The 16855-nt window shown below is 55.0% G+C and carries 12 protein-coding genes and 3 tRNA genes; 7 read left to right on the forward strand and 8 right to left on the reverse strand.

All coding sequences use genetic code 11. The features are described 5' to 3' along the window. Window positions 1-45 precede the first annotated feature (45 nt). The 5 genes from F4555_RS07760 to F4555_RS07780 all read left to right on the forward strand — a co-directional run bounded on the left by F4555_RS07760 (window position 46) and on the right by F4555_RS07780 (window position 5956). Window positions 46-1695, forward strand: a complete 1650-nt coding sequence (locus tag F4555_RS07760; RefSeq protein WP_115325840.1) for a cell wall-binding repeat-containing protein — start codon at window positions 46-48, stop codon at window positions 1693-1695. 463 nt (window positions 1696-2158) lie between these two features. Continuing rightward, the gene (locus tag F4555_RS07765; RefSeq protein WP_127891458.1) at window positions 2159-2626 is read left to right on the forward strand and encodes a hypothetical protein; all 468 of its coding nucleotides are present in this window, start codon (window positions 2159-2161) and stop codon (window positions 2624-2626) included. Between the two features lie 44 nt (window positions 2627-2670). Continuing rightward, window positions 2671-3474: a hypothetical protein gene (locus tag F4555_RS07770; protein WP_114989607.1), complete on the forward strand. Its 804-nt coding sequence runs from the start codon at window positions 2671-2673 to the stop codon at window positions 3472-3474. A gap of 80 nt (window positions 3475-3554) precedes the next feature. Next, entirely contained in the window at window positions 3555-4403 is an 849-nt protein-coding gene (locus tag F4555_RS07775; RefSeq protein ID WP_004011691.1) for a glycerophosphodiester phosphodiesterase family protein, read from the forward strand. A gap of 224 nt (window positions 4404-4627) precedes the next feature. Continuing rightward, window positions 4628-5956, forward strand: a complete 1329-nt coding sequence (locus F4555_RS07780) for an MFS transporter (protein ID WP_004011689.1) — start codon at window positions 4628-4630, stop codon at window positions 5954-5956. An 85-nt stretch (window positions 5957-6041) separates the two neighbouring features. On the opposite strand, the gene F4555_RS07785 is transcribed toward F4555_RS07780, so the two are convergent. From F4555_RS07785 to F4555_RS07800, 4 genes are all read right to left on the reverse strand, one after another. Continuing rightward, the gene (locus F4555_RS07785; protein WP_103758630.1) at window positions 6042-7169 is read right to left on the reverse strand and encodes an IS1249 family transposase; all 1128 of its coding nucleotides are present in this window, start codon (window positions 7167-7169) and stop codon (window positions 6042-6044) included. A gap of 417 nt (window positions 7170-7586) precedes the next feature. Next, a complete protein-coding gene (rpmG, locus tag F4555_RS07790; protein WP_004011685.1) occupies window positions 7587-7757 on the reverse strand; it encodes a 50S ribosomal protein L33 in 171 nt (56 codons plus the stop codon). A gap of 45 nt (window positions 7758-7802) precedes the next feature. Further along, window positions 7803-7876 (reverse strand) — tRNA-Met (locus tag F4555_RS07795). A 38-nt stretch (window positions 7877-7914) separates the two neighbouring features. After that, window positions 7915-7987: transfer RNA gene (locus F4555_RS07800), tRNA-Thr, on the reverse strand. A gap of 98 nt (window positions 7988-8085) precedes the next feature. On the opposite strand from F4555_RS07800, the gene F4555_RS07805 reads away from it, so the two are divergent. Next, window positions 8086-8691 carry a vitamin K epoxide reductase family protein gene (locus F4555_RS07805; protein WP_004011684.1) on the forward strand — a complete coding sequence of 202 codons (606 nt, stop codon included), beginning with the start codon at window positions 8086-8088 and terminating at the stop codon, window positions 8689-8691. 48 nt (window positions 8692-8739) lie between these two features. Next, on the forward strand, window positions 8740-9324 hold the full coding sequence (locus F4555_RS07810) for a hypothetical protein (RefSeq protein ID WP_004011683.1): 585 nt from the start codon (window positions 8740-8742) through the stop codon (window positions 9322-9324). Window positions 9325-9474: 150 nt separating this feature from the next. Here F4555_RS07810 and F4555_RS07815 read toward each other — a convergent pair whose 3' ends face one another. From F4555_RS07815 to F4555_RS07830, 4 genes are all read right to left on the reverse strand, one after another. Further along, complete coding sequence (locus F4555_RS07815; protein WP_103758630.1) at window positions 9475-10602, reverse strand: IS1249 family transposase; 1128 nt, start codon at window positions 10600-10602, stop codon at window positions 9475-9477. 282 nt (window positions 10603-10884) lie between these two features. Continuing rightward, window positions 10885-10965, reverse strand: a tRNA-Leu gene (locus tag F4555_RS07820). A gap of 55 nt (window positions 10966-11020) precedes the next feature. Next, on the reverse strand, window positions 11021-15817 hold the full coding sequence (locus tag F4555_RS07825; protein WP_115325839.1) for a 2-oxoacid:acceptor oxidoreductase family protein: 4797 nt from the start codon (window positions 15815-15817) through the stop codon (window positions 11021-11023). 201 nt (window positions 15818-16018) lie between these two features. Beyond that, a complete protein-coding gene (locus tag F4555_RS07830) occupies window positions 16019-16810 on the reverse strand; it encodes a CAMP factor family pore-forming toxin (RefSeq protein ID WP_004011681.1) in 792 nt (263 codons plus the stop codon). Window positions 16811-16855 lie beyond the last annotated feature (45 nt).

Genomic DNA, 16855 nt, shown 5'->3' on the forward strand with positions numbered 1-16855 from the left:
TTGAGCCACCGGACAAAACCAACGTCCCCAACCGAAAGGAGAACCATGAGAAAAGAATTTTTGATTTTGGGCGCCACCCTGGCTGTGACCGCGCTAGTAGCACCCGCAACCGCCGTGGCCGCGAGCACCGCCGACCGGCTGGCCGGAACCGACCGCTACGACACCGCCATCCAGATTGCCGACGAGTTTAAGACCTCCGACGTGGTCTACCTGGCACGCGGCGACAACCAGGCCGATGCGGTGGCCGGGGGCAAACTTAAGAACGGCCCGTTGCTGCTGGTAAACGAAGGGTCTAGGACACGAGAAGCCGTGGCTGCCGAGATTAAGCAGCTTAAAGCCAAGCATGTTGTGGTTTTGGGTGGCGTCGGTGCCGTGTCAGATGACACCGTTAAAGCCGTGGCGGGCAATGCGGACATCCTGCGGATTTCCGGAGCGAACCGTTTCGAGACCGCCGTGGAAATCTCTAAGGCCTTGACTAATAACCAAACCGCCGCGAAGGTTTATTTGGCAAACGGAATGACCTTGGTGGATGCCTTGGCGGGCGGCACTATTCCCGACAATGCTCCTATCTTGTTGACTGACGGATCCGGGAGCCTGCCTTCCTCCACGGTCGCGGAAATCAAGCGTTTGAAGCCCACTGAGATTGTTGCTTTGGGTGGTGCCAGGGCAGTGAAGACAGACGAGTTGAATGCGGCATCCCGGGTGAATGGATCCGGCGGCGGGCTAAGCCAGGATGCGGCGGTAAAGAAGGTCACCGCTGATTTAGCCAAGGAACTTCGCGAAGCCGATATGCAGCTGAAGGGATGGTTCACTGTGGCCAAGGACGTCAATCTGAACCAGTTCATGGATTCCGGGTGCGTGGCTGCGGATGGAGACAAAGAAGACAAGGAAAAGGCGGAAAAGAAAGCCACGCTGAAGGCCAATGTCGAGATGACTTTCCCACGAGTACTGCCTAGTGACGTCAGCAACGACTGCGACAAGCGGATTTTCCAGGTTGACGGTGCCACAAGTGATGGCAGCCTGGCTGAGGCCAAGGCTAAAGCCCAGATGCTGGCCACCGTAGACGGCCACGGCGTAGCGACTTTCATGGGCTTGGAGAAGTCGGTGCAAATGGCGGAAGAAGACGTCAAGAAGACCGCCGAAGCCGCGAAGACTGAAGCAGCCAAGAAAGCCCAGCCCGATACCAAAAAAGAAAAGGAAGCCGCTGATTCGGCCATATTGAAAGCCGGAATCGCCTTATCTTTCGAAAAAGCCAAGAACACCTATCGAGAGGTTAGTGATGCCTTTAAAGATGTGCAAGGCGCCAAGAACAGCGACAAGGTCAAGCAGCTGATTCAGGCTGCGATGGGCGGCGGCGGGGCCAAGACCTCGCGTATCGCCGGTAATGACCGCTACCAGACCGCCCTGGAGATTGCGAAGACGGCCTTCCCCTCTGGCGGCAATGCCAAGGCGGTTTATGTCGCTAACGGCACGGCCTCAGCCGATGCCACTGTGGCTGGTTTTATTGACAACAAAGCCGAGTTAGCCGGACCGGTGCTGCTGGTGAAAGCCGACACGGTTCCCGCCGAGATCGAGGCCTATCTGAAGGCCGCACGCCAGGCGAATTCGGCACTGGAGGGCAAGTTCAAGGCTCTGGGTGGGGCTATGGTGGTCAGCGACACCGTGGTGGATACCGTGAAAGGCCTGTTGAAGTAGGTTTTGAGCCACTCTTAAATGTTTTTGGGGTCTGCCGAGAGGCAGACCCCAAAAACATTTAAAAACTGTGAGCAGCGAAACCGGAAAAACACACATCGAACCACATTACCCCATATTTGGCAACGTGAACCGTAGTGCCTCACATAACTTTGAGCGCGAAATATTTGTTTCTTTTTGACATGAAAGGGTTTGGTGACGGCAATATGAACTGCAGCATGACCAACTGACGCATTTCATGACCTTCGCAAGACCTCAACGATTGCAAGACCTGGTTTACCATCTCCAAACGCCTCAATTTGAGGCAAAAACCGTTTTTCGCGCTCAAAAACAAGTGAGGCACCAGTCTGCTTTCGCGCTCAAACAATCTGAGGCATGCCGTGAACTTGAATTCGATTCCGGTAATCAGTATAGTGCTATGAAACGCCAACAGAAGTAATCAGATGTCCTGGGCAGGGGGTAGCAAATGCTAAAGAAACTTTCGACTACACTAGCCCTGTTAGCTATCGCTTTCACATTCACAGCTGGTACAGCAGCCGGTACGGAGATAAATCACAGCACTAAAGGCGTACAATATGAAAGCATAAGTGAGGATTTACGACTCAGGCACTCAACAAATTCACCTCCGCTCTTCTATGGGGGAAAATATATTGGAAACAAACCGAAAACGGAGTGTACCAGCACGGCTAAGTATATGCAAATCGATACTGTTTTATTTCGCAGACACTGGCTTTTTGGATGGGGAAGCCCTACTGAACACACAGGAAGAGCATACAATACACACAAGTTCAAGCACAGAGGTGTTGCACGTAAATGCAACGGTTACAAAAAGCATGACTGGAGAGCTGTAAATACTCACTTTATTATTGATAAATATGGATGCAAAATTATGCTATACAGCTCAACTGAAAAAGAGGGTGTGTCCTGTTCGTAAATTCCGCTAGATTCCATCAGTACACCCCATTTGGGGTTCTTTTGGTGCTGAGTATTCTAGAATCCCAGATAGGTGAGAAGATAGGTACCACCAACGAAATACGCTTTTTTAAAGATTTCATAGAAGGTGATGAAAAAGCACTTAAAGCAGCGGAACAAGAAGCGAATAAACTGACACCTAGAACATTTGGCATGTCCAGAAAGCAACTGCAAGATTTCCTAGAGACATACCCCTGGGGGTTATGGGAACACTTTTACCATTATTCTTCAATATCAGAGAGGACACTGGGTTTAGCTCAAGAAGTATTCGCTAACATTCATCCGAATATGCAAGCTTTCTTGATGGGGACACGCGATAGCAGTCAATTAATTACGCATGATTATGAGAATTTAGTTCAAAATAATGATTCTAAATATGCCCCCTCCTGGTGGGCTGCAGAGGCTATGCAGCCTTTTCAGGTGACACTTCCTGGATGGTACGAAGAAGAAAGTAAATCCTGGTTGCCTTTCCTGATGGATGAGTACGAGATTTCTCCCGGTAAATGGAGGGCAGTAGCGGGTTCTCCAGCAGAAACAGATAATATAAATATTTATACCATTAACTCTTATTCAGACTGGGTAAATTTATGCCGTCAATATCCAGCATTTAGACGTACCAGTTACCCCCTAGACAGCTTTGAGCCCAAACTGTGGGTAACGGCTAATTTAGATGAAGCCAGAAATCGATACAATGCGATACGGCTCAGCGTACCCGGATATTTGGATGCAGCGTACAGATACGAGGCTTACCTTTATAATGCCCCGTGCCTGCTAATGGGGTGGCATCCCGGAGCCACGCTGTGGCTATGAGCATTTTCCCAACGGGCACTGCACCGAGCGTAAAGATGTGCAGATGTGGACGCAGCGGCACAAGTCCCAAATGGCACCTCATGCACCGTCATAGAATAGATGCCGATTGTTTCGACAACTGGACAGCAGTGGTGCTGCCAGCTGACATCTTTATCAACAAGAAAAGAGGACAAAACATGTCAGACACTGAAATGATTTTTGCACATCGCGGTCTCAACCAAGAAGCCCCCGAAAACACCATGGCGGCGTTCCGCCTGGCGCACCAGCGCGGTGCGACCTGGATGGAAACCGACGTGGACGTGCTGGGAGATGGCACCGTGATTATCTGCCACGACACCACCTTGGATCGCACCACCGACCGGGCGGGCAGCTACTACGGCTTGAGTGCGGCCGATTTGGATCATATTGATGCCGGGTCGTGGTTCGCCCCGGATTTTCGCGGCGAGCGGATTCCCCGGTTGAGCGAACTAATCCAGTTCATGAATGAAACCGGGATGAACTGTAATATCGAAGTAAAGTCAAATGAAGCCGGCAAAGAAATGACCCTGATGCTGATTAACAATCTGCTGGCCGAATTGGAAAAGCTCGATACCAATAAGTGCCAGGTGATTATTTCCTGCTTCAACCACGTGCTGCTGGCGAAGCTCAAGGAAAAAGCGCCGAAGCTGCCGGTCGGATGTCTCTACGAGACTTGTGCGCTCTATGACGACTGGAAGAGCCTGTTAGAACTGGTAGGGGCGGATTATATTCACCCCGAGGACACCGGGTTGACCCGCGAAAAGGTGCAGGCTTTCCGCCAGGCCGGCTTCGGAGTCAACGTGTGGACAGTGAATGACATCGCCCGTGCCAACCAGCTGTTCAACTGGGGCGCGACCGGGGTGTTCACCGATATCGCCGACCGTTTCGTCGCCGCGCGACACGCTAAGTAGATTTAGCGGTTCATGAGGGGCTTTTTCGGTTATGAACACATAGGGCTGAAAAACAGGTATCTCTATATCGAGATAAACCCCTGACCTGGGGATTTAGGAAAGGTATTGCCTTAGCAAAGCGCTTATGTGTCCATGATGGCACCTCGTGAAGCCGAGAAAAACGCAACTCGCGCCACCCCACACAAACAACGCAAGTCAATTCAACGAAGAACGGAGAAAACAACATGACTGACGCAACGAAATCCAGTAAATGGCCAGTGTTCCTGCGCCGCCACACCATTGCCGGCTTCCTCACCGTAGTTATGGCCGGGCAGTTGGTGTACTCCTCTTTCGAAGCCTTCAAAGGCTCACTGATTATCCCCATGACCAACGCTCTGGGGTTAACTAATGAGCAATACGGCACCCTGTGGTCGTGGATTGGTATCGCCATGTTCCTGTATGTGCCCGCCGGGTGGATTAACAACCGCTTCACGATTCGCAACATCCTGCTGGTCTGGTCGGTGTGGCGCCTGGTGACCTTCCTACTGCTGTGGCTGGCACCGATTGGGTACACCGGAATGGTGATTATCGCCGCCTCCTGGGGGGTATGGGATGCCATAGGCTGGCCGGCCGTAGTCAACGGTGTGTCATATATGTCAAAAGACTCCGACACTGAAGGACGCGGCATGGCGATGGGTCTGCTGGAAACTATTCGCCGCGCCGCCGAGTTCCTGATGAACATCATCGTGGTCACCTTGATTACCATTTTTCCTAAGGCTGTCAACGAAATTATGGTCGGGTTCGGGGTTGGATATGCCCTGTTGCTGATTCCGCTGGTGCTGTGCTTGTTGAAGTTCGTCCCCAAGAATGCCATCGCCCACGAAGAAAAAACCTCGGACAACATGGCCGCGCTCAAAGGTCTGTTGAAAGTGCTGGCCATTCCTCGGGTATGGCTGGCCGGTGTCGCCGCGCTGTGCCTGTACTGGGGATACATCAACATGTTCTGGTCATCCGCCCCGTACCTAATTAAGGTGTACCACATTTCCGACGGGGTATCAGCTATCTTCGGGATTTTCAACACCGCCGCCGTGGGGATTCTGGCCGGGCTGGTATCCGGTTTCCTGGCCGACTACGTGTTCAAATCCTCGACAGTGATGATGGCAGTGGCCTTGGGCACCGTGATGGTAGCCTCCATCGTCGTATTCTTCCTGCCTAATAACCCCGGCGCTATGTGGCCAGCCATCCTGCTGCTGATTGTCACCTCCTTCGGGGTGTTCTTGGGTAAGGCTGTGATTTTGGCACCTATTGCGGAGCTACATCTGCCGGAGCAGATTAATGGTGGCGCTATGGCGGTGGGCTCCTTCCTGGCCTATGCGGCCGTGTTCTGGGCCAACAAAATGAACGGGAAGTTCCTGGACGATTTCAAAGGCCAGGAATACTGGGCATACCACTGGGTGTTCCTGATTACCGCCGGCGTCACGGCGATTGGTATGGTTTGCGCTATCCTGCTGGCCATTATCAACAAGCGTCGTGCTGTGACTCATCAAAACGCTGGTACCACTGAGGCTAAGTAGGATATAGCTTCATAGTGTGGGGGGGCGCCTACGGTGTCCCCCACACTGTTTTTAGGGTTAAAGGACAAATTGTGTGTCTGGGGGGTTAGTCCCATGTGTTGTTGTAGGGGGTGGTGTGGTGGAGTTCATTCCAGATGATTGCGTCGCCCCATCCGGGGAGGTTTCTTTGGGTGATGTGTAGGTTTTCCTGGTTTAGGTAGTATTCCTCGAGTTGCGTATCCGTAGGCATTATTTTCAGGATTTCTGCTGGAGTCGCGGGGTTTTCGATGTGTTGGTAGCACCACCAGAAAATCGCTTTGATTCGCCTGGCCAGGCTCATTCCGCGGTGGTCTTTGAGCATGGCACGGAGTTGAGCGTTTATCCCGCCTTCAATCTGGTTGTTCATTGCTGGTAGGCAGGTCAGGGTCTGGTCTGCGAGATCAGGATCGAGATAGGTGAACAGGTTACCGGATTTTATGAGCCTAATTAGCGAGTCCCGGGCGCGAACGAGTTTCTCGTGGGTCAAGCATCTTGTGCCGTATTCGTTTATGGTTTCTTCCGCGAGGAAGGCTTCCCATTCCAGGCACCAGTTGTTGAACCCGACCAGCCATTGTAGAGATTCTTCTACGTTATGGACATGTAACAGGTCGCGAGCTATTCTCCCGAGTTGTTTCCCGGCTGGCAGCTTCGGATTCATAGTGATGTAACGTCGTACCTGCATAAACGCGTGATATGTGCAACGCTGGACCTGCGTGCCCGGCCAAGAAGTTGCTCTAGCGGTTTTGAAACCTGACCCGCCATCGCTCACGACTAGAAGCGGGGGCGCTATCCGATCCAGCAAGGCTTTCCACGCGTTAATGTTCTCGTTCCTAGCCACATACCAGCCCAACACATGCTGACGAGTACAGGCAATCAAAACCACGGCCTTGCGCCCCAGATAAATCCCGTCGACAAACACCACGTCATGAACCTCGTCCACAATCGGAGAGAACGGCCATAAACACCAGAACTTAGCTGCATGACGACGAAACGTCCGACCCGCTCCGGGCATATCTTTCTGCCGCTGACGCGACAACAGCCAGCTCAGGAAACGATTAAGCTCTTTAGCAGAGTTATCAATCTTTCCGACCTTAGACCTTCCACACTCCTTACAACGCCAACGCTGAGAACCAGAAGAAGTCTTTCCATTACGTTTCAAAGGAGTATTACACGCCGGGCATTTCATCATATTCATGCCATCAGCATGAACCGACCAACTTTCAACCCGACTTTCCCCCGCCAACACAAGCAAAACACGAGAAAACAGACACACAATTTGACCGACCCCAAAGTTCAGCCAAACCAACTTTCAAACCGACTTTAAAGCCCTACCACAACGAAAAACCCCGGATAAAAACACACAATTTGTCCTTTAACCCTGTTTTTATGGGGTTCATGAGGGGCTTATCTGATGATGGACGCATAAGCCCCTCATTGAGAATGCTTTATAACGGGATAAGCCCCTGACCCGGGGATTTAGGAAAGGTATTACCTTAGCAAAGCGCTTATGTGTCCGCGATGGCACCTCATGAAGCCGTGCGACCAACGTAACCGAGGAGATTAAACAGGAAAAGCCGCCTCACGGCGGCTTGAACCCAGGAACCAGCGGAACCTAGCGGGTTTCCTTATGCGAAGTAGACTTTTTGCAACGCGGGCAATATTTGTTGAGCTCCAAGCGATCCGGCGTGTTGCGACGGTTCTTCTTCGTGATGTAGTTGCGTTCCTTGCACACCGTGCAAGCCATCGTAATCTTCGGGCGAATATCTTTAGACTTAGCAGCCACTGTAGTAATCCTTTATTCCTAGCGTGTCCCGAACCGGCCGGTTCGTAGCGGGGGAGGGATTCGAACCCTCGACCTCACGATTATGAGTCGTGCGCTCTCACCAACTGAGCTACCCCGCCGCGTTCTGCGCCGCGTAGCCGGGCACTAGCGGCAAGCGAGCCCCGGCAGAGAATCGAACTCTGGACCTTCTCCTTACCATGGAGACGCTCTGCCGACTGAGCTACCGGGGCAACGACACTAAAGTCTACCTGATTAAATCGCGCGACACAAACTGAAGTGTTTACACTGAAATCTCGGGGTTAAACTGCGGATAAGCTAAGATGCAAACATGAATCAGAACACAGGGTATCCAGAAAGACCGACAACGAAGACGGTGGGACTGCTGGTGGGAGCCACTCTGGTGGCGCTCGCCGCCAGCGCGGAACTGGTTTTATCTGAAATAACGCATCTGAGCAACCCGGGTAGCGGACTGGGATGCGATTTAAACCCGCTGATAGGATGTTCCTCCTCGCTGATGAGCTGGCAGGCACACTTGCTGCTGGGCATACCAAATGCGCTGGTCGGAGTGGGACTGTATGCCGGGCTAGCCGGGGTGTTCCTGGCCTGGTGGGGCGGACGACTGCCGCGCTGGCTGCCGCTGCTGATAGAAACCGGATTGACGGCTTCCCTCGCCTTGATATTCTTCTTTTTGCAACAATCCGTGACTTTCTTTCGAACGCTGTGCCCGTTTTGCCTGCTGGTGTGGGGCGCCACGATACTGATTTGGATTCACCTGGGAGCCGCGCTGATGCGACTGGGACATTTGCCCTGGCTGCCACCCGGGTTCCGCAAATTTTGGACACAACAGCGGTGGCTGCTGACCATAGCCGTGTTCCTGCTGATAATCTTGATAATAGCCGTGATGCTGCCAGACAAGCTGATGTATTTGTTCTAAGGCGGATTGCCTGGTGGCACCTCATGAACCCACCCCAAAGGAGGAAACATGCGCCGCGAGACCCTGACCAGCATCGAAAGCGACTTCCTAGCAGAGCTGCGCCAGCAACTGCTGAAACGTCCCCGCGCCGCGTCCCTCACCGCCGAACAAGCCGCACACGCCCTGAAACTGACCCAGGCGATTCTGGACACCCCCACCACGCTCAGCGAGCAAGTCGGAGCCGTGTGCCGCACCGGAGCCGTGTGCGACTGGCTGGGAATCTCGCGGCAAGCCGTGCATAAAGCCGTGCAAGACCAACGGATTTTGGGGTTCCAAACCCTGGATAACAAGTGGATTTACCCTGTGTGGCAGTTCGAAGCCCCCGAGATTTACGAAGCCTGCATTCACGGGTTGCCGCCAGTCTTGGATGTCCTCGATTCACGCGGTGTCAACGGAATCGAAGCCGCCGCCTGGTTCGCCGCCCCCAACCGCGCCCTGACCGGAACGCTTGCGGGCAAGGCGCCGTTGCAAGCCTTCAGTTGGGAACCCGAGCCCCCCGTATCCGTGCTGGTAGCCGCCGCGAAACGTGCCACTCCCCCGGCGAAACCGCGGCCGTTGCCGCGTCTCAGCGAGGTTTGCGCCGTTTCGATTTAGGGTCTCGAAAAGTTGCCGCTCGGCACGGCGGGTGCCCACTTGGTGGCTCAGTTTCATGAGGCGCTTGTGGTGCGACGCTTGGCCGCGTGGCGAAGCCACACAACGGCGCAGTAACAGTGGGGTTAAAGGACAAATTGTGTGTCTGGGGGGTTAGTCCCATGTGTTGTTGTAGGGGGTGGTGTGGTGGAGTTCATTCCAGATGATTGCGTCGCCCCATCCGGGGAGGTTTCTTTGGGTGATGTGTAGGTTTTCCTGGTTTAGGTAGTATTCCTCGAGTTGCGTATCCGTAGGCATTATTTTCAGGATTTCTGCTGGAGTCGCGGGGTTTTCGATGTGTTGGTAGCACCACCAGAAAATCGCTTTGATTCGCCTGGCCAGGCTCATTCCGCGGTGGTCTTTGAGCATGGCACGGAGTTGAGCGTTTATCCCGCCTTCAATCTGGTTGTTCATTGCTGGTAGGCAGGTCAGGGTCTGGTCTGCGAGATCAGGATCGAGATAGGTGAACAGGTTACCGGATTTTATGAGCCTAATTAGCGAGTCCCGGGCGCGAACGAGTTTCTCGTGGGTCAAGCATCTTGTGCCGTATTCGTTTATGGTTTCTTCCGCGAGGAAGGCTTCCCATTCCAGGCACCAGTTGTTGAACCCGACCAGCCATTGTAGAGATTCTTCTACGTTATGGACATGTAACAGGTCGCGAGCTATTCTCCCGAGTTGTTTCCCGGCTGGCAGCTTCGGATTCATAGTGATGTAACGTCGTACCTGCATAAACGCGTGATATGTGCAACGCTGGACCTGCGTGCCCGGCCAAGAAGTTGCTCTAGCGGTTTTGAAACCTGACCCGCCATCGCTCACGACTAGAAGCGGGGGCGCTATCCGATCCAGCAAGGCTTTCCACGCGTTAATGTTCTCGTTCCTAGCCACATACCAGCCCAACACATGCTGACGAGTACAGGCAATCAAAACCACGGCCTTGCGCCCCAGATAAATCCCGTCGACAAACACCACGTCATGAACCTCGTCCACAATCGGAGAGAACGGCCATAAACACCAGAACTTAGCTGCATGACGACGAAACGTCCGACCCGCTCCGGGCATATCTTTCTGCCGCTGACGCGACAACAGCCAGCTCAGGAAACGATTAAGCTCTTTAGCAGAGTTATCAATCTTTCCGACCTTAGACCTTCCACACTCCTTACAACGCCAACGCTGAGAACCAGAAGAAGTCTTTCCATTACGTTTCAAAGGAGTATTACACGCCGGGCATTTCATCATATTCATGCCATCAGCATGAACCGACCAACTTTCAACCCGACTTTCCCCCGCCAACACAAGCAAAACACGAGAAAACAGACACACAATTTGACCGACCCCAAAGTTCAGCCAAACCAACTTTCAAACCGACTTTAAAGCCCTACCACAACGAAAAACCCCGGATAAAAACACACAATTTGTCCTTTAACCCTAACAGTGCGGAGGCGTTAAAAAACGGCCACGATTGGCCGTTTTAGCCGTAGCGCCTAACCACGTAACACGCACAGCACGCGCCTGAGCAAACAAAAGTGCGCGAGAGGGGACTTGAACCCCTACGTCAAAGACACAGGAACCTAAATCCTGCGCGTCTACCAATTCCGCCACTCGCGCGTAGGTTTCAATCTTACTTTGATTTGGCTCGGTAATTCAAAGTGGGGATAAAACCTTAGTTTTCCTCGGCGGGAGCTTGGAGTTTAGCGAGTTCGGCCTCCAGTTTTTCGTTGGTCTTGCGCAGCTCCGCCAGGTCTTGCCCGGCCAGGTACTGCAGGAAGCGCCAATACTCCTTGCGCTGTTCGGTCAGCCGTACCATCTGTGGGGATGCTTGATATTTCACGAGGTGCCCCTCGTGATTCGTGGCGTAGATGAACGGCGTGGCCTCCCCGCGTTCTGTTTCAGGCAGCTCGATGAAATCCGCGATAGGCGTGGGATTTGGGGCGTCGGGGGGCAAGAGCGTGAAATGCTTGCGGAACCGGCCTTCGGTGAAAGCAAAGTCCGCTGGGGTATAGACCGTTTGCAGGTTCTTTGCCGCACCGGCATCGTCCACATAAGCGATCTTGTGACGTGCCCACAGACTCTTGGGTTCCGGGTTGCCGTCAATCAGGAACCTATCCGGGAAATCTGCCCCCGCCGGTTCGTGTACAAACAGGGGCGAAACCCGCGATTTCACGGCCAACTTGGAATGATCCGCCGCCTGGTCGTCCCCGATACCGTGCTCTGGTTGACATGGCGTGTACACATCAATCACCGCCGGATAATCCACTTGGCTCATGGCTCGCGACACGTTCTTTAGGAAATGCATTTGGAAAGCCGGGGTGGTGGAAACCACCAGTACTCCGGGGTGCATCGCGGCCAACAGCGCTAGTTCCTTGCGCTGTTCGTCCTTACCCTTGAGGTACTTAGAGTGCCGTGACAAATCCGCATCCTGTCCTTCCAGGGACGCGGTGGAGGCTTGGCCGCCCGTATTGGAATACGCCCCCGTGTCCAACACCAGCATTTTCAGCGGAGTGCCGCTGGACAGTATGCGACTCAAGGCTCCGAAGCCAATGTCATACGCCGCCCCGTCGCCAGAGATACTCATTACGGCGGGCATAAGTTGCAGTTCTTCCGGGGTGAATTTCTGCCATTGCGGGGGGTCATGAGGGATTTGCCCCGAATCCGTCGCTCCGCCTAGAATCGCGCGTGCTTGGCGCATTGCCAACACATCCGCCGTCAAATCGGCTGCCAGACCTTCAAAAATCCCCTTGGCTAGAGGTTGGGCATCTTGGAACAGGCCGTTTACCCAAGGCTCCTGGTAGGCATTGTACGGCGTGGTGGAAGCATACACGCTGGAGCATCCCGTCGAGTTCGCGACCACTGTACCGGCCGGTCCCCTGCCCCCGCCCGGGCCCTCAAATCGGTACAGGCGGTGTTCCAGGCGTGCCAAAGCTGCGGCGGCTAGCTCCCGCAGGGCAGGGTCGCCCGCCGGGTTCAGTTCGGCCGGGCTGGCTACGCTAGCCGCACTATCGGGAGTCGCAGTGTCCGGGGGGGCGCCCTCGCTCGCCACCGGGTCAGCGGCACCTATGCCTGTTAGCACGGGTTCTTGCACTGTTCCGGCCAGCCAGGCGCGCAGGCCAGAAACCAAATCTTCGAGCTCTGCGCGGTGGTTTTGTACCCGGTGGCGATTAATCTCGTTGGCCAGCGACATGGTTTGGCGTATCGCCGTGACCTCGCCGCAGCCCTTGCACGCCCCGTGCCCGCCAATCGTGGCGTAATAGTTGTCGTGATTGAGCAAAATCCGCTTCAAATCCAGGGTCGGCCCGCTGGTCGGGTCGCTGACCTCGTCGGGGGAATTCGGTAGTTTCGCCAGGTAGCTAAAACGTTCTTTGGCTTGCGTCAACACGGCGGCATCCTGGTCGACAGGCTGCAGACAGCCCGGCGCACACACCGCCACACATTCCAGGCATCCGGTGCATTTCCACGGGTCAACGGTGGCAGCAAAGAGCACGCCGGCACCGGGGTGCTTTTTTTCGGGCACATCAAAGAAAGGCCGGGTTTGTGCCACCGGATAGCTTTCCAACACGCCCGCCACCGCATCCACGGCCGCCAGAATCTGTGGGTCTCGAATAATCGGCGCGGATTCAAGCGCATCGCCCGAGTCTGCGGATGGCTCCTCATGAACCCCCAACACCACGGCGGTGGCCTCGCGGAAAACCTGGGCGAGGCCAGGGCGATCCTTGCGACCCAACAGGTTTTCCCGCATTGCCGCCTCGATGGCGCTGATTTGGGGCAACAGCGGCGCGGCCGGGTCCCCCGCTTCGCGCAGGGTCATCTCTAGCAGACTGTCCATGGTGAAAACCGTGTTCGGAATCGCTGCGTCCGGGCAAACCAACGCGCATTCCATGCAGCCGGTGCAAGTATCAGCGTGGAACACTGGCATTTGCAGTCGAAACAGGCCTTTGTTCTTGTCTGCCGAGGACGCGGGGGGCATAAAGAAGCCCGCGCCGGGATAAACTGGTGCCTCGCTGATTTCGCCGCGCGTGAACGGCTCGACCACAGTTTTGTTAAAGTAATCTTGGTTGAACAGTCCATTGGTCAGCGCCGGACAGCCGCGCTGGCACATCTGGGTTGAAATCGACAGTGGTTTTCGGGTGCGGGTCGCGTCTTGCGCCACCGCAGTCCCCGCCGCATCGAAACGCTCCCAGTCGACCCGCTGGGCGGCGGCCGCGCCCTCGGCAATAACCTCTAGATTTGCCGCCACCACCTGGGCACCTTTATTGCCGAATTTATATTCAATTTGCTCGCGAATCTTTGCCAACATATCCGCTTCAGAGGCTCCCGCAGCAATCCGGTCGACTTTCGCCCCGATTGCCCCGATGAAAGCCACCCCCATCATGCGGGTTTGCAGGGCAGTCGTGGGGGCGTGGCGTTTAGCCACCCCGAAAGCATCGAGCACAAACACATTCAACCCCCGCGCCCGAATCGTTTCGCGGGCAATCGGCGGCAAACCCGCCCAGAAATCCTCCGGGGTTTCCCGGGACTGTATGATGAACGTGCCCCCCGGGCGCAAGCCTCGCAAGGGATTATCGTGAGCAAACACCATGTGATCGGGGGAAACCACAATTTCGACGTCTTCCAAATCGGCGTTGGTAATTTTAATCGGCTCCGGACCAAGTGTGATATAATAATTCGTGGGAGCTCCAGACTTCTCCGAACCATACTTCGGCGCCGCCTTGGAATACAAGCCCAGCACTTCGGCCAGAATATCGGCCAGCAGCTTACCCGTGGCAATCGTGCCATATCCCCCCACCGAGTGGAAACGAATCCGCAAGGTTTGAGGGGGCAACAAGTCAGGCGGATTATCCTCCAGCTGCAAAGCCATACGCTCGGTCTGGGGATAGGCCCGGCGCAGTTTGTCCTGGATGACCCGCAACTCCCCAGTGGCAGCCGGATCAAAGAAGGTCGAACCAAGGTAGAACTCGGGGGCAGCCGTGCCCGTGGCCATCGCTTTCGCGGCACCAATCAAGTGTCGCGGCTGCACATCATGGCCACCAATCCCAAAGAACCCCGTCGAAAGTAGCGGCAGCGCGGCGGTGTCCACGGCCGCAATCCCCGGGAAACGCGGGTCTTGCCCACGAGCAGCCGCCACCGCGTTTTGGGCAGCTTTCACCAGGGCACTGTCCACGAACTTGGCCAAAGCTGCCTGGTCAGAACGTTCCAAAACCGTGACATGTTTCGCCCCGCGCAACGCCGCCACCAACTCCGCCTCCGGAAAGGGTTGGAGCAAAACAACCTGCACCAGCCCAACCCGCAGCCCCAGCCGGCGCAAATGCGGCAAAACCGCTTGGACATCTTCGCAAATGGAGCCCAAGCCCACAAAAATATAATCCGCATCATTGGTGTCAAAACACTTCAAGGGTGCATAGTCCCGCCCAGTCAAGGCATTGTATTCCGCCATGGCTCGGCGCACCAGCTGCGGCACATCCGCCACGAAGTGGGTACGGTGGTCAGCCACCCCGGCCTGGAAATCCGGTTGGTTTTGCACCCCGCCCGTCATCCCAGGATTATCCAAATCCACCAGCGCGGGAACCAGTTTCCGGGTGCCTTTCACCGGGGCATTCACCCATTGGCGCCGCCAGGCCGCCAATGTCGCGGCCGGCAACTCCGGGGCGATTTCCGCATCGAATAATTCCCCGGACACATCCGCCTCACAGTCGGCCGCGCGGGTCTCCAACAAAGCGTCGATAACCTCCCTGGCACCTCGTGACAAGCAAGCTCGATGTTTCGCCAGATACCCCCCAAACTGTGCCACCCGCCCCGCCGCACCGTACAGCACCTCCTGGGCAACAGTGGGACAGGGAATGTATCCGGCCGGGTCGCCCAGATACTCCTTGACCAAGTCCGCGCTGGGCAGCCGCGCCTCGCTGAGCATATGGCTGGTCGAAAACCCGTCCATGCAGTTCGCCACCGGAATCAGGCTCAGCGACGATGTGCGATAGGAAATCAAAGCCAGGTCGGCGGCTTCCTCTGGGTTCGCCCCGAACAACACCGTGTATCCGGCCGGCAACAGGGAATACACGTCGTCGTGCCCGCCCATGACATTCAGGGAATGCCTGGCCACCACCCGCGAGGCCACGTGCAGCACGAAACCACCAATCCGCTTGCCAACCGTCACATAGTGGGATTCCATCGCATAGAGAATCCCCTGGGAGCTCGAAGCATTGGAAATAAACTTCCCGCCGGTCAAGGCCGCGCCCATCGCCCCGGATTGAGCGGAATGCTCGCCCTCGGGTTCAAAAAAGAACGGGTGACGTCCCCAGACGTTTTTCTGGCCGGACGCCACATTGAGTTGGAAGGTCTCGGCGATTTCGGTGGAAGGCGTAATGGGATAGCCGATAACCCCGCCGCAAACCAGGTTCATCACGCGCGCCACCGCCACATTTCCGTTGATAACCTGGGTTTCGCCGGGATACTTCGGCTGGTTCATGAGGTGCTTGTCTCCTTCCTGGGCTGAGGCAGGTTTTCGGCCTGATATTTTCCCCGGTAGAAGTCTATTAGTTTTTGCCACAATTTTCTTTTTCCACCAAGGCCACACCCCCTTCCCCCAGCAGCTTAGTTGTAAAGCGCGGGAACAAAATCTAAGGGCGCCGTCTCTGCCGAGACAGCGCCCTTAGATATTAGTAGCGTTTTAGGAATTCAACGCAGTTTTGTAAGCATTATCTAGACGCTCCACCGCATTAGCCACATCCTGTACGGTAGCGCGAGCCCGGAACCACACGCCCACTGCCTTGGTGATTTCGCGGTTCAACTGGCGGTAAACCTTGTAAGGCTTCTTGCCGAGGATGTTCTTGTCACGGGCGACGCGAACCTTCCAGATAAACTTGTTCAAGCCGTTCTTGATATAGAAGTTAGCGCGGCTGGTGGCGGTGAGTTCTGGATAGGTCGAAACCCGCTCGTAGGTTTCTTGCAAGTCTTTGATGGAATCCAGCAACTGCGGGGTCTTGGCACCAATATTGGCCACGCGGATGATTGCACGAGTCACCGCAAAGCCCAGTTCCACATGTGCCTTTTGAATCTTGTAGCGAAGGTTATCGGAGGATTTCTTGATGGTGGAACCAATCTCTACTACTAGCTGGGCGCGAGCAATCTCGAGGTCAGCATCAGCCAGATTCATACCGTGCTGCGCCACTGATTCCATCACCTGCGATAGTTCCGCTGCCGTGGACAACAACTTACTGATTTCCTTGCCCCAATCAGCCTGCGGATCGTTTTTCTGGGCTTCCTGGACATTTGCAATAGCATTGTTGATTTGATCCAGGTATTCTGCCGCAGTGGTACGAGTCAAAGTTTCGGGGGCGGTGGTGATAGCAGCCACCGTAGTATTGGTGTTGTCGTCAGCGGCAAAAGCTACCGTAGGAGCAGCCAAACCGGGGAGTACTAAAGACGCGGCCAAAGCGAAACCAATAAACTTTTTGTTCATGTTTGATAATCCTTCTTGCTAAATCTGTGGAAAACTGTGAGTCCG

This window comes from Mobiluncus mulieris (assembly GCF_014204735.1).
GTDB lineage: Bacteria > Actinomycetota > Actinomycetes > Actinomycetales > Actinomycetaceae > Mobiluncus > Mobiluncus mulieris.